At 60.8% G+C, this 17,884-nt stretch carries 23 protein-coding genes; 6 read left to right on the forward strand and 17 right to left on the reverse strand.

Translation table 11 applies throughout. From position 1 onward, the window contains the following. The first annotated feature begins 78 nt into the window (after window positions 1-78). Window positions 79-1,077 carry a sulfate ABC transporter substrate-binding protein gene (locus tag HU755_RS20800; protein ID WP_186636023.1) on the forward strand — a complete coding sequence of 333 codons (999 nt, stop codon included), beginning with the start codon at window positions 79-81 and terminating at the stop codon, window positions 1,075-1,077. A 196-nt stretch (window positions 1,078-1,273) separates the two neighbouring features. Then, window positions 1,274-2,461 (forward strand): MFS transporter, encoded by a 1,188-nt coding sequence (locus HU755_RS20805; RefSeq protein ID WP_186636025.1) that lies wholly within the window; start codon window positions 1,274-1,276, stop codon window positions 2,459-2,461. Between the two features lie 162 nt (window positions 2,462-2,623). Here HU755_RS20805 and HU755_RS20810 read toward each other — a convergent pair whose 3' ends face one another. Beyond that, on the reverse strand, window positions 2,624-3,028 hold the full coding sequence (locus tag HU755_RS20810) for a type II toxin-antitoxin system HicB family antitoxin (protein WP_186620288.1): 405 nt from the start codon (window positions 3,026-3,028) through the stop codon (window positions 2,624-2,626). Then, window positions 3,028-3,240 carry a type II toxin-antitoxin system HicA family toxin gene (locus HU755_RS20815; protein ID WP_076566640.1) on the reverse strand — a complete coding sequence of 71 codons (213 nt, stop codon included), beginning with the start codon at window positions 3,238-3,240 and terminating at the stop codon, window positions 3,028-3,030. The genes HU755_RS20810 and HU755_RS20815 overlap by 1 nt, the downstream gene beginning before the upstream one ends. A gap of 185 nt (window positions 3,241-3,425) precedes the next feature. Here HU755_RS20815 and HU755_RS20820 point away from each other — a divergent pair, with 185 nt between their 5' ends. Further along, on the forward strand, window positions 3,426-3,893 hold the full coding sequence (locus tag HU755_RS20820) for a helix-turn-helix domain-containing protein (RefSeq protein WP_186552062.1): 468 nt from the start codon (window positions 3,426-3,428) through the stop codon (window positions 3,891-3,893). Then, a complete protein-coding gene (locus HU755_RS20825) occupies window positions 3,890-4,465 on the forward strand; it encodes a PIN domain-containing protein (protein ID WP_186620286.1) in 576 nt (191 codons plus the stop codon). The genes HU755_RS20820 and HU755_RS20825 overlap by 4 nt, the downstream gene beginning before the upstream one ends. A gap of 46 nt (window positions 4,466-4,511) precedes the next feature. Here HU755_RS20825 and HU755_RS20830 read toward each other — a convergent pair whose 3' ends face one another. The 10 genes from HU755_RS20830 to ccmA all read right to left on the reverse strand — a co-directional run bounded on the left by HU755_RS20830 (window position 4,512) and on the right by ccmA (window position 11,908). After that, a complete protein-coding gene (locus tag HU755_RS20830) occupies window positions 4,512-4,916 on the reverse strand; it encodes a hypothetical protein (protein WP_186552061.1) in 405 nt (134 codons plus the stop codon). A 24-nt stretch (window positions 4,917-4,940) separates the two neighbouring features. Then, the gene (ccmI, locus tag HU755_RS20835; RefSeq protein WP_186636029.1) at window positions 4,941-6,140 is read right to left on the reverse strand and encodes a c-type cytochrome biogenesis protein CcmI; all 1,200 of its coding nucleotides are present in this window, start codon (window positions 6,138-6,140) and stop codon (window positions 4,941-4,943) included. Next, a complete protein-coding gene (locus HU755_RS20840; RefSeq protein ID WP_016771041.1) occupies window positions 6,137-6,607 on the reverse strand; it encodes a cytochrome c-type biogenesis protein in 471 nt (156 codons plus the stop codon). The genes ccmI and HU755_RS20840 overlap by 4 nt, the downstream gene beginning before the upstream one ends. Further along, entirely contained in the window at window positions 6,604-7,140 is a 537-nt protein-coding gene (locus HU755_RS20845; RefSeq protein WP_186636032.1) for a DsbE family thiol:disulfide interchange protein, read from the reverse strand. The genes HU755_RS20840 and HU755_RS20845 overlap by 4 nt, the downstream gene beginning before the upstream one ends. Further along, entirely contained in the window at window positions 7,137-9,125 is a 1,989-nt protein-coding gene (locus HU755_RS20850) for a heme lyase CcmF/NrfE family subunit (RefSeq protein ID WP_186636035.1), read from the reverse strand. The genes HU755_RS20845 and HU755_RS20850 overlap by 4 nt, the downstream gene beginning before the upstream one ends. Window positions 9,126-9,129: 4 nt before the next feature. Continuing rightward, the gene (ccmE, locus tag HU755_RS20855; protein WP_186620271.1) at window positions 9,130-9,585 is read right to left on the reverse strand and encodes a cytochrome c maturation protein CcmE; all 456 of its coding nucleotides are present in this window, start codon (window positions 9,583-9,585) and stop codon (window positions 9,130-9,132) included. Further along, a complete protein-coding gene (gene ccmD / locus HU755_RS20860; RefSeq protein ID WP_186636038.1) occupies window positions 9,582-9,758 on the reverse strand; it encodes a heme exporter protein CcmD in 177 nt (58 codons plus the stop codon). Before ccmD ends, ccmE begins: the two co-directional genes overlap by 4 nt. Further along, complete coding sequence (locus HU755_RS20865) at window positions 9,755-10,510, reverse strand: heme ABC transporter permease (RefSeq protein ID WP_186620268.1); 756 nt, start codon at window positions 10,508-10,510, stop codon at window positions 9,755-9,757. The genes ccmD and HU755_RS20865 overlap by 4 nt, the downstream gene beginning before the upstream one ends. Before the next feature lie 97 nt (window positions 10,511-10,607). Next, a complete protein-coding gene (ccmB, locus tag HU755_RS20870) occupies window positions 10,608-11,276 on the reverse strand; it encodes a heme exporter protein CcmB (protein WP_039763615.1) in 669 nt (222 codons plus the stop codon). Continuing rightward, a complete protein-coding gene (gene ccmA / locus HU755_RS20875; protein ID WP_186636041.1) occupies window positions 11,273-11,908 on the reverse strand; it encodes a cytochrome c biogenesis heme-transporting ATPase CcmA in 636 nt (211 codons plus the stop codon). Before ccmA ends, ccmB begins: the two co-directional genes overlap by 4 nt. Before the next feature lie 197 nt (window positions 11,909-12,105). Between ccmA and HU755_RS20880 the strand changes: the two genes are divergently transcribed. After that, window positions 12,106-13,680 (forward strand): flagellar hook-length control protein FliK, encoded by a 1,575-nt coding sequence (locus tag HU755_RS20880; protein WP_186636044.1) that lies wholly within the window; start codon window positions 12,106-12,108, stop codon window positions 13,678-13,680. After that, on the forward strand, window positions 13,677-14,006 hold the full coding sequence (locus tag HU755_RS20885) for an EscU/YscU/HrcU family type III secretion system export apparatus switch protein (protein ID WP_186620262.1): 330 nt from the start codon (window positions 13,677-13,679) through the stop codon (window positions 14,004-14,006). The genes HU755_RS20880 and HU755_RS20885 overlap by 4 nt, the downstream gene beginning before the upstream one ends. 122 nt (window positions 14,007-14,128) lie before the next feature. Here the strand turns inward: HU755_RS20885 and HU755_RS20890 are convergent, their stop codons facing one another. From HU755_RS20890 to motD, 5 genes are all read right to left on the reverse strand, one after another. Next, window positions 14,129-14,521, reverse strand: a complete 393-nt coding sequence (locus tag HU755_RS20890; protein ID WP_093103420.1) for a DUF2802 domain-containing protein — start codon at window positions 14,519-14,521, stop codon at window positions 14,129-14,131. A gap of 1 nt (window position 14,522) precedes the next feature. Beyond that, window positions 14,523-15,008, reverse strand: coding sequence for a chemotaxis protein CheW (locus HU755_RS20895; RefSeq protein WP_186552045.1), 486 nt, complete (start codon window positions 15,006-15,008; stop codon window positions 14,523-14,525). Between the two features lie 90 nt (window positions 15,009-15,098). Further along, on the reverse strand, window positions 15,099-16,052 hold the full coding sequence (locus HU755_RS20900; RefSeq protein WP_186636047.1) for a CheW domain-containing protein: 954 nt from the start codon (window positions 16,050-16,052) through the stop codon (window positions 15,099-15,101). A gap of 105 nt (window positions 16,053-16,157) precedes the next feature. Beyond that, window positions 16,158-16,946: a ParA family protein gene (locus tag HU755_RS20905; protein ID WP_186552043.1), complete on the reverse strand. Its 789-nt coding sequence runs from the start codon at window positions 16,944-16,946 to the stop codon at window positions 16,158-16,160. 43 nt (window positions 16,947-16,989) lie between these two features. Then, entirely contained in the window at window positions 16,990-17,880 is an 891-nt protein-coding gene (gene motD / locus HU755_RS20910) for a flagellar motor protein MotD (RefSeq protein ID WP_186636050.1), read from the reverse strand. Window positions 17,881-17,884 lie beyond the last annotated feature (4 nt).

Genomic DNA, 17,884 nt, shown 5'->3' on the forward strand with positions numbered 1-17,884 from the left:
GTGACTATGCCGGCACCGTTATAGTCAGTGGCAATTAAACATCACCCCCGTTTGACGATAATCAACAAGGAATGCGCAGTGAAAAAACTCTTTGGCGCCTCACTTCTCGCCGCCGGCCTGGCCTTGGCCAACATCGCTCAGGCAGCCCCGACCCTGCTTAACGTTTCCTACGACGTGATGCGCGATTTCTACAAGGACTACAACACTGCGTTCCAGAAACACTGGCAAGCCGAGCACAACGAAAACATCACCGTACAGATGTCCTTCGGCGGGTCAAGCAAGCAGGCGCGCTCGGTAATCGACGGCTTGCCGGCCGACGTCATCACCATGAACATGGCCACAGACATCAACGCCCTCGCCGACAACGGCAAACTGGTGCCGGACAATTGGGTCACGCGCCTGCCGAACAACAGCGCGCCGTTCACCTCGGCCACGGTGTTCATTGTCCGCAAGGGCAACCCGAAAGCCCTGAAGGATTGGCCCGATCTGCTCAAGGACGGCGTGCAGGTGATCGTGCCCAACCCGAAAACCTCCGGTAATGGCCGCTACACCTATCTGTCAGCCTGGGGCTACGTGCTGAAAAACGGTGGCGACGAGAACAAGGCCAAGGACTTCGTTGGCAAACTGTTCAAGCAGGCGCCAGTGCTGGACACCGGTGGCCGCGCCGCCACCACAACCTTCATGACCAACCAGATCGGCGACGTGCTGGTGACCTTCGAGAACGAAGCGGAAATGATCGCCCGCGAATTTGGTCGCGATCAGTTTGAAGTGGTCTATCCGAGCGTTTCCGCCGAGGCCGAGCCACCGGTGTCCGTGGTCGACAAAGTTGTCGACAAGAAAGGCTCGCGCGCCGCGGCTGACGAGTACCTGAAGTACCTGTGGTCGCCACAAGGTCAGGAAATTGCTGCAGCCAATTACCTGCGCCCGCGTGATCCGGCGGTGCTGGCGAAATACACCGACCGTTTCCCGAAAGTCGATTTCCTCTCGGTGGAGAAGACCTTTGGTGACTGGCGCACGGTGCAAAAAACCCACTTCAATGACGGTGGGGTGTTTGATCAGATTTATAGCGGGCAGTAAGGCCTGCTCGATCAAGACAAGGCGACCCACTGAGGTCGCCTTTTTCATGCGTCTGCATCACCCTCACTCACTCATTCAAAATTAAGTAACCAATCATTACCGCGAGTAATAAGAGTTATTATCCGAAAGCGCCTTCTGCCGACCCGCGCTGTCCATTAGCCTCACCGCTTTCCCTGTGCCCGACCTGAGTAATCCTATGACCGCCACCCCTCACGCAATGACCCGAGGCATGGTCCTGCTGTTCGCTTTCTGCTGCGGCGCCATCGTTGCCAACATCTACTACGCGCAACCGATCATCGGCCTGATCGCGCCAGACATCGGCCTGTCCGACACCATGGCCAGCTTCATCGTCTCGCTGACTCAGATCGGTTATGCGTTGGGCCTGTTCTTTCTGGTACCGCTGGGTGATCTGCTGGAAAACCGACGCCTGATGATCATCACTACGGTGGTCGCGATTGCCAGTCTGCTGGGCGCCGCGTTTACCGAGCAGCCCAATGTGTTCCTGCTGATCTCATTGCTGGTCGGCTTCAGCTCGGTGTCGGTGCAAATCCTGATTCCGCTGGCGGCGCATCTGGCGCCGGAAGAATCTCGCGGTCGCGTGGTCGGCGGGATCATGGGCGGTTTGCTGCTGGGCATTCTGTTGGCGCGACCGGTGTCGAGCGTGGTCGCCGATCACCTCGGCTGGCGGGCCATGTTCATGATCGCCGCCGCGTTGATGGCGGCGATCAGCGTGGTCTTGGCGTTGACCGTGCCCAAGCGCCAGCCCGACCACAGCGCAACCTACGGGCAATTGATCGGCTCGCTGTGGACGCTGCTGCGCCAGCAACCGGTGCTGCGCCAGCGGGCGTTTTATCAGGGCTGCATGTTTGCCACGTTCAGCCTGTTCTGGACCGCCGTGCCGCTGGAACTGGCACGCAACCATGGCCTGTCGCAAAGCGAAATTGCGATCTTCGCCCTGGTCGGCGCCATCGGTGCCATCGCCGCGCCCATCAGCGGCCGTCTCGCCGACGCCGGCCACACGCGCATCGCCTCGCTGCTGGCCATGCTGTTCGCCAGCCTGAGCTTCCTGCCCGCCTTCATTCACCCGGCCTACAGCGTCATTGGCCTGGCCGTGACCGGCGTGGTCCTGGATTTCTGCGTGCAGATGAACATGGTCCTCGGTCAACGCGCGGTGTATTCACTGGACGCGAAAAGCCGTGGTCGCCTCAACGCGCTGTACATGACCAGCATCTTCATCGGCGGCGCGTTCGGCTCGTCGGTGGCCAGTGCGGTGTATGAACATGGCGGCTGGTTGTGGATCGTGATTGTCGGCAGCGTGTTTCCGCTGTTGGCGTTGTTGCGGTTTTTGAGCGCATCGCGACGTGCTTCATTCGCGACGGCATGAGGCGTCAAAAGCTTCGCGAGCAAGCTCGCTCCCACAGATCGCTTCCTGAGGTGATGTCATTGTGGGAGCGAGCCTGCTCGCGAAGGCGTCAGTTCAGGCCATATTTTCGCTGACTGGCACACCGCTTTCGCGAGCAGGCTCGCTCCCACATTGGCCATGCGCTCAATAACGAATCAGTTTCTCCATCGCCGCATCCGCCAGAAACGAAGAGCGGCTTTTGACGTTATGCTCACGAACATAGCGGTCGATGCGCTGAATCACATAGCCGGGCAGCGTAACGTTGACCTTCTCGGTCTTGCCCAGGTACGGCGAGATATCCAGCTCCAGCATGCCCCAGCCCATCCCGGCAAAATCCGGATGGTTGCGATGCGCCGCTGCCGAGGTCGGCATCGGAATCGCCCGCCCGGCCGCCGCGATTTCTTGCAGCATGAGGTGCGCGACTTCCACGGCAGCGTTGTACGCTTCTTCAAAACTGTCCCCGGCCGTGACTGCGCCGGGAATATCGGGGATCTGAATACCGATGGCAGTGTTCTCGTCCCCCCATTCGATGCAGATGGGATATTGCATTACGGATCTCCTTCATGACGGGTTGGCGGGCTGAACAACCCCGCACGCCGCCGGATGCTTTTGACCGTCCCCAGCGGTAAATCCTTCTTCGGATGCGGGACAGCAATCGTGTTCGGGTTGTAGCGATGAGTAAAGATGTGATGACTGCCCGCAACCCGATCCAGCGTCCAGCCCGCCTCCTCCAGCTCCTTCATCAATAGCCTGCTCTGCACCAACCGCCTCCTTGGCCTGGTCTTCTAAAAGTAACCCTAGAGTTATCTTTACTCAAGCACAGAATGGTATGGCGCGATGGCTCGTTGCTTTGCAAGATATACCTGAGACAATTTTCGTTTATTGCGATTTTCGTTTAATTCGAATAACGTTTCGCGCATCGCCCATAGAATGCTGGAACAGTCTTATGTCCACCGCTATTCCCTCCGCTATCAATCTGCCAGTTGAACGAGAAGTCAAAGCTGCGATTGAAGGCCAGCGCACCTTGACCGCTTTCCTCGCAACGGGTTTTGAAACTCAGCGCATCCAGATCTTTGATGAACAGAACGAAGCCCACAGCGTCGAGCTGCCTACGTCCGCATTGCGCTTACTGAGCGATATCCTCGCCGCGCTGGCGGAGGGCAACGCCGTAAAGGTGGTGCCGATCCACGCCGAGCTGACCACTCAAGAAGCGGCCGACCTGCTCAACGTCTCACGTCCGCACATGATCAAACTGCTGGAGAGCGGTGAGATTTCCTACCACAAAACAGGCAAGCACCGACGTGTGCGTTTTGCTGATCTGATGGAATATAAAACCCGGCGAGACACCGCCAGCGAGCAGGCAATGACGCTTCTCGCGGAGCAGGCACAGGCGCTAAGGACAGGATACGAGTGAGGCATTCCTCTTTCACTGCTGTATACGATGCATGCGTCTTATATCCGGCCCCCTTGAGAGACTTCCTGATGTGGCTCGCGTTATCAGGGCTATATCGGGCTCGCTGGACACCGGAGATACATCACGAATGGAAGCGCAATTTGTTGAAGAACCGGTCAGACCTGACCGTCGAACAACTCGACCGCACATCGCAATTGATGGACCTCGCCATTCCAGACGCTTGTATTGATGGCTACGAAGACTTGGTGTTCGGACTGACACTGCCTGATGAGAACGACCGCCATGTTCTGGCAGCTGCTATCCGATGTGGCGCCGATGTAATCGTGACCTTCAACCTGAAAGATTTTCCAGCCCGATACCTCGCGCCATACGGCATCGAAGCTCAACATCCGGATGAGTTTGTGGAAAACCTTTTCCATCTTGATTCCGCTGCCGTCGTCGCTGCTGCTCAAAGCCAGCGCCGACAACTGAAAACGCCCACGGTGGAAGTGGACAAATATCTTGGCCTTCTACAACGGCAAGGCTTGGTCGAATCGGTAAAGGCGTTAAGCATTTATCGTGCGATTCTCTGAAAATCAGACGCACAAAAGAACGGCGATCCCAGGATCGCCGTTTCTCTTACTGCCCGAACTTCTTGCCCAACCCCGGCGGTACGCCGTGGATGTTGGTGTCTTCCCACGGGCCGTTGGGGCTGACCGCGCGGCTCCAGCCGTTGTTCCAGCGGTAGTAGGTGCGCTGGCGGTAGAAGGTGTTGGTCTGGTCGTCGAGGACGTAGACGCCGAGCTTCTGGTCCCAGTGGCTGTTGCCGCCTGGAGGCGGAGCGAAGCTGGCCGAGGTGCGCGGGACTGGCTTGGCGGGTTTGGCCGGGATGCTTTTGCCGGGAGTCGGCGACGTCGACGGCGTCGGACCTGGCTGGGACGGCGGGATCGGCGGCAGACTGGTTGTCGGTTCCGGTCGTTGTACCGCACATGCACTCAAGCCCAGGGCCAGTGTGAGGACTGTGATGCGGGCGATGGTGTGCATGGCGGGGCTTTCCTGTGGTTCCGGTTATAGGTCCGGGCTGTCAATCATGAGTGTTTGTAGCGCAGTGGTGCTAGTGGCCAGAGGGCCGCTGCGACCAACCCATTCACCGGCGGTCGGTTGACCGGCCCGGGAGATGCGCGCAACGAGTTGGACTTCCGGAAAGTTGGACAGTTTCAACTGCGGCATCATTGCGTCGGCATCACCCAGTTCAACGGTCACCGGCAGGTCGGCGACGGTCAGGCGCTTGGCCGCCAACGGTGCCGGTGGACCGGAGGTGGCGCGGGCGAAGATGAACACGCTGTCGCCCGGTTTCACCTTGCCCTTGAGTTCACTGGCGAGATCGACGCTGACTTTCAGCAATGCGGTTTTCGCCGCGGGTGCCTGGGCCACCTTGCCGCCGCTGGCGTGCAGGCGTTCGGCGGCGCGCTGGATGCCACCTTGCAGCGCCGCACGGGAATTGTCATCCGCTGGCAGTTGCGCGAGCAGGCGATTCCAATAGTCGATGGCCTCCTGATAGCGCTGGCCCTCGAATGCGGCGATACCGAGCAGGCCAAGACTGGTAACTTCTTTCGGATCGGCCTTCAAGGCTTCGTCGGTCAGTGCCTGAATCTTGTCCGACCATTTTTTGCCGTCGGCAAAATACTGCGCCTGCGCCCACTGACCGAGCAGTTCCGGCTGGCGACCGGACAGGTTGGCGGCACGCTCAAACAGCTTTGCCGCATCCGCCGGACGTTCTTGCGCCATGTAAGTACGACCGAGGAAATACAGGCCCTCGGCGGAATCCGGTTGCGCGGCAACGGCACGTTCCAGGCGCTGGGTCATCTCTTCCATCGACTTCGGCGCCTGGGCGAATTCGCGGGTCAGTTCGACCTTGTCGGCGGCACCGAAATGCAGGTAGAGACCAAGCCCCAATACTGGCACCAGCGCGGCGGCCAGCAGCGGCAATGGCTTGCCCAAGCGCGAGACACGCGGCGCGGCAACGCCTTCGGTATCGGCGAGCAACTCTCGCGCCGCTTCCGCGCGGCCACTGTCCAGTTGCGCGGCATCCAGCACGCCTTCGGCTTGCTGTGCTTGCAGCTCGGCAACACGTTCCTGATACAGCGCGACGTTCAGCGCGGTGCGATCTTCTTCACGCTGAGCGCGACGTTCACGCAGCACCGGGATCAGCAAAAAACTCAGGGCGACCAGAAGCAACAGCCCTGCGGCAAGCCAGAAATCAATCATTCTTGGTTTTTATCCAACAGTTGGTCGAGGCGCTGACGTTCTTCGGCAGACAGCGATGACGGTGTTTCGGCACGTTGCCCGCGACGCCTGCGCACGATCAGCGCGATCACCACGAAACCACCGAGCAGCAGACCGGCCGGGCCGAACCACAGCAGCGCGGTCTTGGCGTTGAGCGCCGGTTTGTAGCGGACGAAATCACCGTAGCGATCAACCATGAAGTCGATAATCTGCTGGTTGTCCTTGCCCTCGCCGAGCATGCGGAAAATCTCTTTGCGCAGGTCAGCTGCAATCGGTGCGTTGGAGTCGGCGATGTCCTGGTTCTGGCACTTGGGGCAGCGCAGTTCCTTGGTCAGTTCGCGGAAACGCTCGCGGTCGCCCTCTTTGGCAAACTCGTAGGTATCGATGGCCGCGTGGGCGACACCGGCCAGGCTCAAGCCCAATACCACGGCAGCGAGAAAACGCTTCATGGCTGAGCCTCATCAACCAGCGCCTGATACTTGGCTGCGAGTTTCTCGCGCCAGACCTGCTCATCGATCACCCCGACGAACTTGTCGCGGATGATGCCTTTGGCATCGATGAAGAAGGTTTCCGGCGCGCCGTAGACACCGAGATTGAGGCCCAGCGAGCCTTCGTCGTCGCGGATATCCAGCGCATAGGGATTGTGGAATTCGGCCAGCCATTTCAAGGCGTCGGCGTTGGTGTCCTTGTAGTTGATGCCGTAGATCACCACGCCGCGCTCGGCGAGTTTGTTCAGCACCGGATGCTCGACCCGGCAGGAAATGCACCAGGTGCCCCAGACATTGACCAATGCCGGTTTGCCGAGGATATCGGCGCGGGTCAGGGTCTTGTCGCCCTGAACGCTCGGCAGGGAAAACTCCGGGAACGGTTTGTTGATCATCGCCGACGGCAGCTCTGCCGGATCCAGGTACAAGCCACGATAAAGAAACACCGCCACCAGCAGGAAAATCGCCAGCGGCAGCACCATCAACCAACGTCTCATGCCGCCGCTCCCGTCATGCCCAATGCTTCACGCACTTTGCTTTTCACCTTGACCCGATAACGCCGATCCAGCGCCGCCAGCAAGCCACCGAACCCGGTGAGCAAGCCGCCGAACCAGATCCAGCGCACAAACGGTTTGACGTGTACGCGCACCGCCCAGGCGCCGTTGCCCAGCGGTTCGCCGAGAGCAACGTAGAGGTCGCGGGTGAAACCAGCGTCGATCCCGGCTTCGGTCATCACCGAGTTCTGCACGGTATACAGACGTTTTTCCGGGTGCAGCACGCTGATTTCCTTGCCGTCGCGAATCACCCGAACGGTGCCTTTGTCCGAGGTAAAATTTGGCCCTTCGAAATGCTTGGCGCCTTCGAAGACGAACTGATAACCGCCCAGATCCATCGATTCTCCCGGCGCCAGCCGCAGGTCGCGCTCGGCACTGTTCTGGCTCGACAAGACCACCCCGAGCGCGCACACGGCGATGCCCAGGTGGGCAATCTGCATGCCCCAATAGCTGCGGGTCAGTGTCGGCAAGCCTTTGATCAGGCCTTTGTGGCGGGTCTTGTCGACCAGATCGCGCATGCCGGCAAGCAACACCCACGCGGCGAGCAGGAAAGTCGCGATCACCGCCCAGTTGAAATCGCCATACGCCACGCCCGCGACCACCGCCAGCGCGACGCTGCCGAGCAACACCGGGGTGAGCATGCTTGCCAGCCATTTCACCGGTGTGTCTTTCCAGCGCACGATCACACCGACCGCCATCACCAGCATCAACAGGGCCATCAACGGAATGAACAGCGCGTTGAAATACGGCGGGCCGACCGACAGCTTGGCGCCACTGATGGCATCGAGAATCAGCGGATACAAGGTGCCGAGCAGGATCATCGACGCAGCCACGACCAGTACCAGGTTGTTGCCCAGCAGCAGCGTCTCGCGCGACCACAGATTGAAGCCGACCTGACTCTTCACCACCGGCGCGCGCAGGGCAAACAGGGTCAGCGAACCACCGACGACGAACAGCAGGAAAATCAGAATGAACACGCCGCGCTCAGGGTCCGAGGCAAACGCGTGCACCGACGTCAGCACGCCCGAGCGCACGAGGAAGGTGCCGAGCAGGCTCAGCGAGAATGCGGCAATCGCCAACAACACCGTCCAGCTCTTGAACACGCCACGTTTTTCGGTGACGGCCAGCGAGTGAATCAGCGCGGTGCCGACCAGCCATGGCATGAACGAGGCGTTTTCCACCGGGTCCCAAAACCACCAGCCACCCCAGCCGAGTTCGTAATACGCCCACCACGAACCGAGGGTGATGCCGATGCCGAGGAAGGCCCAGGCGACGATGGTCCAGGGCCGCGACCAGCGCGCCCACGCCGCATCGAGGCGACCACCGAGCAGCGCGGCGATGGCAAAAGCGAACGCCACGGAGAAGCCGACGTAACCCATGTAGAGCATTGGCGGATGCACGATCAGGCCGATGTCTTGCAGCAGTGGATTGAGGTCGCGACCGTCGGCCGGAATCTGCGGCAGGATGCGCGAGAACGGGTTGGAGGTGAGAATCAGGAACAGCAGGAAACCGGTGCTGATCATGCCCATCACCGCCAGCACACGGGCCAGCATGACTTGCGGCAACTGTCGTGAGAACACCGACACGGCGAAAGTCCAGCCGCCGAGGATCAGCGCCCACAGCAGCAGCGAGCCTTCATGAGCGCCCCACACCGCGCTGAATTTGTAGTACCACGGCAGCGCGCTGTTGGAGTTCATCGCCACATAAGCGACGGAGAAATCATCGACCATGAACGCGTAAGTCAGGCAGCCAAAGGCAAACAGCAGAAAGGCAAACTGGCCCCACGCCGCCGGTTGCGCCAGGCTCATCCAAAGACGGTCGCCGCGCCAGGCGCCAAGCATCGGCACCACCGCTTGCACCAGCGCGAAACACAGGGCCAGGATCATTGCCAGGTGGCCCAGTTCAGGAATAAAGATCCCGGACGTCATTTGGTCAACCCTCCTTCACAGGCGTCGGCGCGGATTGACCGCTGTCTTTCAGCGCTTTGGTCACTTCGGGCGGCATGTACTTCTCGTCGTGCTTGGCGAGCACTTCATCGGCCACCACCACGCCGTCGGCGTTAAGCTTGCCGAGGGCGACGATGCCCTGCCCTTCGCGGAACAGGTCCGGGAGGATGCCGCGGTAGGTGATGGTCACGGATTTGCTGAAATCGGTGACGACGAATCTGACGTCCAGCGAGTCCGGCGAGCGTTGCAGCGAACCGGCCTCGACCATGCCGCCGGCACGAATGCGCGTGCCCTGCGGCGCTTCGCCGTTGGCGATCTGGGTCGGCGTGTAAAACAGATTGATGTTTTCCTGCAGCGCGCTAAGGGCCAGGCCGACGGCAGCGCCCACCCCGACCAGAATGGCCAGAATGATGATCAGACGTTTCTTGCGCAGCGCATTCACTTGTCATTCTCCCGGCGCAGACGACGCGCCTCTTGTTGCAAATAACGCTTGCGCGCCGCAATCGGCGCCACCACGTTGAGGGCCAGCACCGCCAGGCAGATGCCGTAGGCCGACCAGACATACAGGCCATGATGGCCCATGGCGAGGAAGTCGCCGAATGAAGCAAAACTCATCGCGCGACCTCCAGGCTGTTCTGCACGGTGTCTTTCACCCAACTGGCGCGGGCCTCGCGCTTGAGCACCTCAAGACGCATGCGCAGCAACAGCACGGTGCCGAAGAAGCAGTAGAAGCCCAGCACCGTCAGCAACAACGGCAGCCACATTTCCACTGGCATTGCCGGTTTTTCGGTGAGGGTGAACGTCGCGCCCTGGTGCAGGGTGTTCCACCACTCCACCGAGTATTTGATGATCGGAATATTGATCACGCCAACGATGGCCAATACCGCGCAGGCCTTGGCGGCGCTGTCGCGATTGCTGATGGCATTGCCCAGGGCGATCACGCCGAAGTACAGAAACAGCAGAATCAGCATCGAGGTCAGGCGCGCGTCCCAGACCCACCACGAACCCCAGGTCGGCTTGCCCCAGATCGCCCCGGTGACCAGCGCCACGGCGGTCATCCACGCACCGATCGGCGCGGCACATTGCAGGGCGACGTCGGCCAGTTTCATCTTCCACACCAGCCCGACCACGCCGCACACCGCGAGCATCACGTAGATCGACTGGGCGAGCAGCGCGGCAGGCACGTGGATATAAATGATGCGAAAGCTGTTGCCCTGCTGATAGTCCGGTGGCGCAAACGCCAGGCCCCAGACCACGCCGACGCCGATCAGCAGCAGCGCTGCAATGCTCAACCACGGCAGGAACTTGCCGCTGATACCGTAGAACCATTTGGGCGAGCCGAGCTTGTGAAACCAGGTCCAGTTCATACTGTTTCCATCACGGTTGCCGCTCATCATCGCGAGCTGGCAGAGGGTCATGCCTTTCTTCAAAAAGAAGTGGTCAATTTTTGACCAGGCCTCATTATTATTCGCCGACGCTGATCTTCAGGCCAGCGGCTATTGCAAAGGGTGTCAGGGTGATCGCCAGCGCTGTAAGGCTGGCCATCCACAACAGGTATCCGGTCGCCGGCATGCCCTGCAACGCCGCTTGCAACGCGCCGCTGCCGAGGATCAACACCGGGATGTACAACGGCAGAATCAGCAGCGCCAGCAACAGGCCACCGCGTTTCAGGCCGACCGTCAGCGCCGCGCCGACTGCGCCGAGCAGGCTCAATACCGGCGTGCCCAGCAGCAACGACAGCAGCAGCACCGGCAGACACGCCGCTGGCAAACCAAGCATCAGCGCCAGCAACGGTGACAGCAGCACCAGTGCCAGACCGGAGAAAAGCCAGTGTGCCAGCACCTTGGCCAACACCAGAAGTGGCAGCGGGTGCGACGAAAGGACCCACTGTTCCAGCGAGCCGTCTTCGAAATCACTGCGAAACAGTCCGTCCAGTGAAAGCAGGACCGACAGCAATGCCGCCACCCAGACTAACCCCGGGGACAGGTTTTGCAAGACTTGAGTTTCCGGGCCGACGGCCAGCGGGAACAACGCGATGACGATGGCGAAGAAAATCAGCGGATTGGCCAGCTCCGCCGGGCGGCGGAACAGCAGTCGCGATTCGCGGGCAAGCAGCAGGCCGAACACACTCATACGGCCCAATTCCCCAGATCGATGTCACGATAACCGGCCGGCATCCGGCTCAGCGTGTGGTGCGTGGTCAGCACCACCAGACCGCCGCGCTCACAGTGCCCGGCCAGGTGTTCTTCAAGTTGCGCCACGCCCTGCTTGTCCAGCGCCGTGAACGGCTCATCGAGGATCCACAGCGGCGGACTGTCCAGATACAAACGCGCCAGCGCCACGCGCCGTTGCTGGCCGGCTGAAAGCGTGTGGCAGGGAACGTCTTCGAAGCCGCGCAATCCTACCGCTGCCAGCGCTTGCCAGATTGCCTCGCGTTCGGAGGGATGATGCAGGGCGCAGAGCCACGACAGATTTTCTTCCGGGGTCAGCAGATCCTTGATCCCGGCGGCGTGGCCGATCCACAACAGATTGCGCGCCAGTTCGCTGCGCTGCCCGGTCAGTGGCTGACCATTGAGCAGCACCTGGCCGTCAGTGGGTTGCATCAAACCGGCGAGCAGACGTAAAAGACTGGTCTTGCCGCTGCCGTTGGGACCGCTGATCTGCACCATGTCGCCGCCGGCCAGACGCAGTTCGAAGTTTTCGAAGAGCAGTCTGAGGTCACGTTCACACGCGAGGGCGACGGTTTGCAGGACAGGACTGGTCAAGGGATCACGGGCCTTATACGGTTCAAGTCGGCTCTGGCACGGCCGTTAAAGAGATGCAGCATAGATGCTTTGATCGCCCGATTTGGCGAGCTGGATCAAACAATTGCTATGTTTTTTGAACGAAGCGCACGACGCGCGGCATTATACATGCCGTGCCTTACTCTCAAGAGCGCAATTTCCTCAGGTTGTGTCCGCGTATGACAGGCGAAATGAACATCCTCCCGCTGCCGCCAACCACCGCGGCGACCGTTCGCCCGCAGGTTGGCGAGTTGCTCAAGCTGCTGACGCCGGTCGAGGGTTTGATCGGTGCCGGACAAAGCGCCAAGGCCGAGGTGTTGTCGCTCAAGCAGGCGGATCAGACCTTTCAAGTGTTGCTCAAAGTGACGCTCGACAATGGCCGCCAGACCACCGTACAAGCGACCAGCAATTTGCCGCTGGCCCAAGGCACCAACCTGGCGATCACCCAGCCGTCGGCGAGCAATCTGGCGATCACCGTGCAGCAAGCGATTGCCAGCAGCGTCGCCACGCTGACCCGCATCGATACCGCGCAGTTGCCGGTCGGCACACTGCTGCAAGGCAAGGTGCTGACCTCGCAAGTGCTGCCGCAGACGCCGGGACAAGCGACGGTATTCCGCTCGATGGTCAGCCTGCTCAACACCGCGTTGAGCGGCAGCACCTTGACTGTCGACAGCCCGCAGCCGCTGCGTATCGGTACTCTGCTGTCGGCGCTGGTGGAAGATTCGCAGACCCTCAAATTCCTGCCCATGAGCAGCCGCCAGGAACAATTGGCGGTGAGTCAGCAACTGGTCGGCCAGCAAAGTCGTCAGGCGTCGCTGACCGGTTTGCTCAACGCCCTGCAAAACCTGCCGCCAGCGGACGACCCTGCCGCTGCGGATCTGCGTGCCGTGGTCGACAAACTGCTCGCCAGTCTTCCGGATGTTCAGCAAATGAGTACCGCCAAAGGCGTGGCGCTGGCCTTGGCCAACAGCGGCGCCTTTCTTGAGGCCAAACTGCTGACCGGACACAACCCGACCCTCGCCCCGGACATGAAAGCCGATCTGCTCAAACTGATCGCGCAACTGACCCCGGGTCTGCCGAGCAGCACCAGTTTCAACGCAATCATCGCTGCCAATACTTTGGCGCAAGCGCTGCCGAGCTTCGTCCGTAACGCCCTCGGCACGCTTGGTCAGGTCAGCGCCAAACCACTGCCGAGCAGCTTCCCCCTGCCCGAGCGTCTGTTGGCAAATCTGGAGGGCGAAGGTGATCTGGAACAGCTACTGCGCCTCGCCGCCGCGGCGGTGTCGCGCCTGCAAAGCCATCAGCTATCGAGCCTGGAACAGACCGGCGTCACCGACGATGGGCGTCTACTCAGTACCTGGCAGTTGGAAATCCCCATGCGCAACCTGCAGGACATCGTGCCGTTGCAGGTCAAATTCCAGCGTGAAGAAGCACCGGAACGCGAACCGCAACCGAACGAACGCCGCGACGAGCGCGAAGCGAAACAGCAACTGTGGCGCGTCGATCTGGCGTTCGACATGGAACCGCTCGGGCCTTTGCAGATTCAGGCGCAGTTGATTGCCGGCAGTCTGTCGGGTCAGCTGTGGGCCGAACGGCCATACACCGCCGATCTGATCGAAACCAACCTGTTCGCCCTGCGCCAGCGCCTGCTGGATCGCGGGCTGAACGTCGGTGACATCGACTGCCACCTCGGCACCCCGCCGCAAGGCAACCACACCCGCCTCGAACACCGTTGGGTCGACGAAACCGCATGAACGATTCCACTGCCCCACGCCAGGCCATCGCCCTCAAATACGACGGCAACCACGCCCCCACCCTCACCGCCAAGGGTGACGAAGAACTGGCCGAAGAAATCCTGCGCATCGCCCGCGACTGTGACGTGCCGATCTATGAAAACGCCGAGCTGGTGCGCCTTTTGGCGCGGATGGAATTGGGCGACAGCATCCCCGAAGAGCTCTATCGCACGATTGCCGAGATCATCGCGTTTGCGTGGAATCTGAAGGGGAAATTTCCCGAGGGGCACGACCCGGACGCGCCGATGGTCGAGAAGGACATCACCGCCCGTGGGGATGATTATTGAGGTTTCAAAGACGCCTTCGCGAGCAAGCCCGCTCCCACATTCGACCGTGATCCAATTGTGGAATACGGTCGAATGTGGGAGCGAGCCTGCTCGCGAATAGGCCATTAGCCTCAGCGCAAAACTCAGTTTTTGTGAAGTTTGCGCATCAACTCCGCCTCTGCCTGGGTCAACCCGCACGACTGAGTCAGTTCATCGACGCTTGCACCCATGCCCACCAGTTTCGCCGCCTGGGCGAATGACAGGCTCGACGGGTCGCGCTGTTCCAGCGCAACGATTTTGTCCGGCAACGGGCTGACCACCGCACGCAGCTCGTGCAGCGCCTCGCCCATGCGCACATTACCGTTCTGGTAATCGTCGACACGCTTGGCCAGGTCCTTGATGCGCTGATCGCGCAGCGCATCGCCCTGGGCCTGTTGCGCAGCGATCACCCGCTGCGCCTTGATGTACGAGACGAACATCGCCAGCGTGCCTGCCCAGAACAGGAACAGAACAATGACTGCAACCTCGAGAATCAAATCAGATGCTCTCCAGTTCCGACCATTCTTCTTCGCTCATCATCTTGTCCAGTTCGACCAGAATCAGCAGCTCGTTGTTCTTGTTGCACACGCCCTGGATGAACTTGGCCGATTCTTCGTTACCGACGTTCGGTGCGGTTTCGATTTCCGACTGACGCAGGTAAACCACTTCGGCCACGCTGTCGACCATGATACCGACGACTTGCTTGTCGGCTTCGATGATGACGATACGGGTGTTGTCACTGATCTCGCCGCTGTTCAGGCCGAAGCGCTGACGGGTGTCGATCACGGTGACCACGTTACCGCGCAGATTGATGATGCCCAGCACGTAGCTCGGCGCACCCGGCACCGGCGCGATCTCGGTGTAGCGCAGCACTTCCTGCACGCGCATCACGTTGATGCCGTAGGTTTCGTTATCCAGTTTGAAGGTCACCCATTGCAGGATCGGATCTTCAGAACCTTTTGCATTCGACGCCTGACTACTCATACCCTGACCCCTCGAAAAAACCGCTCTGAGCGGTGTGTGTTCTGTGTGGTGGCACTGAAAAATGCCATCGCCTGATTGTTATGTCGGCTGCTATGTCGGTTTATGTAGCGGCTTGTTGCCGCCCAGGTGCTTTGCCCCGCCGCTGGCAATCAACTCGGCCAGTGCGGCGACATCAAGCAATGCACACATGTGCTCAATCACGGTGCCGGCGAGCCATGGCCGCTGCCCCCGATGACTTCTCCATTTGATTTCATTCGGATCCAGACGCAACGAGCGGCTGACCTGATGCACCGCCAGCCCCCACTCGTAACCTTGTACCGAAATCACGTATTGCAGGCCCTGACGGAAGTCATCGCGGTAACGATCGGGCATGACCCAGCGCGCCGTGTCCAAAACCTTCAGGTTGCCGGCCTGGCTCGGCAGAATCCCGAGGAACCACTCTGGCTGACCGAACAACGGCGTCAGCTCGTGGCCGGCCAGCGAATAGATCGAGCCGAGGCACACCAGCGGCACCGCGAGAGTCAGCCCGGCAACATCGAACAGCAGGCATTCGAAAGCTTCGGCAGCCCAGGCCGGACGGCCATCGGTTTCCACCGGTGGCGGCGGGTTGTTCGGTGGCAGGTGCACTTCGACCAGCGGCGGGACCAGAACCTGGGGTGCCGCTACTTGCGGCGCCGGCTCTGGCTCTGGTTCTGGTTCCGGCACGTTCAACAATTGCGTTTGCAGCAGCGGTGCCAGAGTCGACAGCGGCGCGCGCAGCTCATCGATCAGTGCAACCGGGGCTTTGGTCACGGGTGCCGGGACGGGCGCGGCAGCCGGACTGACAGTTTTCTGCGCGTCACGGGCCTGCTCTTCCAGCACGGCGGCCTGGAACTCGTCCATGGCCTCGGTGCTTTCGGCGATTGCGGGCTGCGCCTGCTGCACGACTTGCGGCGGCGACTCGACCGGCAACGGCAGCGCTTCAGGCACGTCCTGCAGCAGGTCTTCCAGATAAGACTGCAAGGCCTGTTGCGGACGTGAACTGAGTTTGACTGGGCGGTTCATCGGTCAATGGCGCCAGACAGGGGAACCGCGTTGTCCGCTTCGCGAGCAGGCTCGCTCCCACAGGGTTTGTGCAACGGGCAGATAGGCGATCGGATCGGCATCATCTCAAGCCACCTGCGGGACAAGCTGCTGCGCGAGCAGGTGCTTGAGCAGCGCGCGATAGGCCAGCACGCCGCGGCTCTTGCCGTCGAATTGCGAAGGCGTGACACCGGCACGGCTGGCGTCGCGCAGACGGGTATCGACCGGGATGTAGCCGTGCCAGATGTCGTCAGGGAATTTATCGCGCAACACCCGCAAGGTGCCCATCGAGGCCTGGGTGCGGCGATCGAACAGGGTCGGCACGATACTGAATGGCAAGGCCTGTTTGCGTGAGCGGTTGATCATCGCCAAGGTGTTGACCATGCGTTCCAGGCCTTTGACGGCCAGGTGTTCGGTCTGCACCGGGATCACCAGTTGCTGGCTCGCGGCCAGGGCGTTGACCATCAGCACGCCGAGCAACGGCGGGCTGTCGATGATCGCGTAATCGAAGTCCTGCCACAGCTGCGCCAGACTCTTGGCGATCACCAGGCCCAGGCCGCTCTGCCCCGGCGACTGCCGCTCAAGGGTGGCCAGTGCAGTGCTCGATGGCAGCAGGGAAATGCGTTCGTCGCTGGTCGACAACAGCAACTGCCCCGGCAGGCCTTGCGGCACGCTGCCCTTGTGCAGAAACAGGTCGTAGTTGCTGTGTTCCAGGCTGTCGGGGTCGTAGCCGAAATAGCTGGTCATCGAGCCGTGCGGGTCGAGATCGACCACAACCACGCGCTTGCCCGCCTCCGCCAGCAACCCGGCTAAAGCGATGGAAGAGGTGGTTTTACCGACCCCACCCTTTTGATTGGCGACTGCCCAGACTCTCATTCGGTTCTTTCCTCCCGGCCGATATGCTCGACCGAGACATGGCTCAGCGTGTTAATGCGGGTGACGGAGAATTGACGGCACTCTCGCGTCCCGGCGTCTTGACCGGGGTCGGTGCAGTTTGTGTGCCAGCACGCTTCAACGCGGCGTCCGGTTGCGCATGGGCGGTTCCGGTGCCGGTGAGGCTGCGGCGCACGTCGAGATTACGCGACACCACCAGCACCACGCGACGGTTCTTCGCCCGGCCTTCAACCGTGGCGTTATTCGCCACTGGCTGGAATTCGCCGTAGCCCACCGACGCCAGTCGACCAGGATTGACACCCTGCATCGCCAGCATGCGCACGATGCTTGCCGAACGCGCCGAGGATAGCTCCCAGTTGGTCGGGTACTGCGCAGTGCGGATCGGCTGATCGTCGGTGAAGCCTTCGACGTGGATCGGGTTGTCGAACGGTTTCAAAATCGCCGCGACCTTGTCGATGATGCTGAAGGCGATGTCGCTCGGCATGGCGTCGCCGCTGCCGAACAACAGGCTGGAGTTGAGCTCGATCTCGACCCACAACTCGTTGCCACGCACGGTCATCTGGTTGGAGCTGATCAAGTCGCCGAATGCAGCACTGATGTCGTCAGCGATGCTTTTCAGCGGATCGCTGGCGCCGGCGATCCCGGCGTCGACTTGCTCGGCATCCTTGACCAACGGCTTGGCCGGGGTCACGGTTTTCGGCCGCTCCTCGCCAATCGGAATCGGCTTGAGCGCGCGATCGGAGTCGGTAAACACGCCGATCAGCGCTTCGGAAATGACTTTGTACTTGCCTTCGTTGATCGACGAAATCGAGTACATCACCACGAAGAACGCGAACAGCAAGGTGATGAAATCCGCGTAGGACACAAGCCAGCGCTCGTGATTGACGTGTTCTTCCTGGTGGCGACGACGAGCCATGAGG

The sequence above is a fragment of the Pseudomonas sp. SWRI111 genome (assembly GCF_014268555.1).
Taxonomy (GTDB): domain Bacteria; phylum Pseudomonadota; class Gammaproteobacteria; order Pseudomonadales; family Pseudomonadaceae; genus Aquipseudomonas; species Aquipseudomonas hamedanensis.

Bases quoted from the DNA above. Each gene is read 5' to 3' on its own strand.
- HU755_RS20885 (WP_186620262.1), top strand. From the start codon at position 13,677: ATGAACGATTCCACTGCCCCACGCCAGGCCATCGCCCTCAAATACGAC.
- ccmB (WP_039763615.1), bottom strand. From the start codon at position 11,276: ATGAGTGTGTTCGGCCTGCTGCTTGCCCGCGAATCGCGACTGCTGTTC.
- HU755_RS20805 (WP_186636025.1), top strand. From the start codon at position 1,274: ATGACCGCCACCCCTCACGCAATGACCCGAGGCATGGTCCTGCTGTTC.
- HU755_RS20865 (WP_186620268.1), bottom strand. From the start codon at position 10,510: ATGAACTGGACCTGGTTTCACAAGCTCGGCTCGCCCAAATGGTTCTAC.
- HU755_RS20905 (WP_186552043.1), bottom strand. From the start codon at position 16,946: ATGAGAGTCTGGGCAGTCGCCAATCAAAAGGGTGGGGTCGGTAAAACC.
- HU755_RS20880 (WP_186636044.1), top strand. From the start codon at position 12,106: ATGACAGGCGAAATGAACATCCTCCCGCTGCCGCCAACCACCGCGGCG.
- ccmI (WP_186636029.1), bottom strand. From the start codon at position 6,140: ATGATTGATTTCTGGCTTGCCGCAGGGCTGTTGCTTCTGGTCGCCCTG.
- motD (WP_186636050.1), bottom strand. From the start codon at position 17,880: ATGGCTCGTCGTCGCCACCAGGAAGAACACGTCAATCACGAGCGCTGG.
- HU755_RS20845 (WP_186636032.1), bottom strand. From the start codon at position 7,140: ATGAGACGTTGGTTGATGGTGCTGCCGCTGGCGATTTTCCTGCTGGTG.
- HU755_RS20820 (WP_186552062.1), top strand. From the start codon at position 3,426: ATGTCCACCGCTATTCCCTCCGCTATCAATCTGCCAGTTGAACGAGAA.
- ccmD (WP_186636038.1), bottom strand. From the start codon at position 9,758: ATGAGTTTTGCTTCATTCGGCGACTTCCTCGCCATGGGCCATCATGGC.
- HU755_RS20850 (WP_186636035.1), bottom strand. From the start codon at position 9,125: ATGACGTCCGGGATCTTTATTCCTGAACTGGGCCACCTGGCAATGATC.
- HU755_RS20900 (WP_186636047.1), bottom strand. From the start codon at position 16,052: ATGAACCGCCCAGTCAAACTCAGTTCACGTCCGCAACAGGCCTTGCAG.
- HU755_RS20830 (WP_186552061.1), bottom strand. From the start codon at position 4,916: ATGCACACCATCGCCCGCATCACAGTCCTCACACTGGCCCTGGGCTTG.
- HU755_RS20895 (WP_186552045.1), bottom strand. From the start codon at position 15,008: ATGAGTAGTCAGGCGTCGAATGCAAAAGGTTCTGAAGATCCGATCCTG.
- HU755_RS20840 (WP_016771041.1), bottom strand. From the start codon at position 6,607: ATGAAGCGTTTTCTCGCTGCCGTGGTATTGGGCTTGAGCCTGGCCGGT.
- HU755_RS20810 (WP_186620288.1), bottom strand. From the start codon at position 3,028: ATGCAATATCCCATCTGCATCGAATGGGGGGACGAGAACACTGCCATC.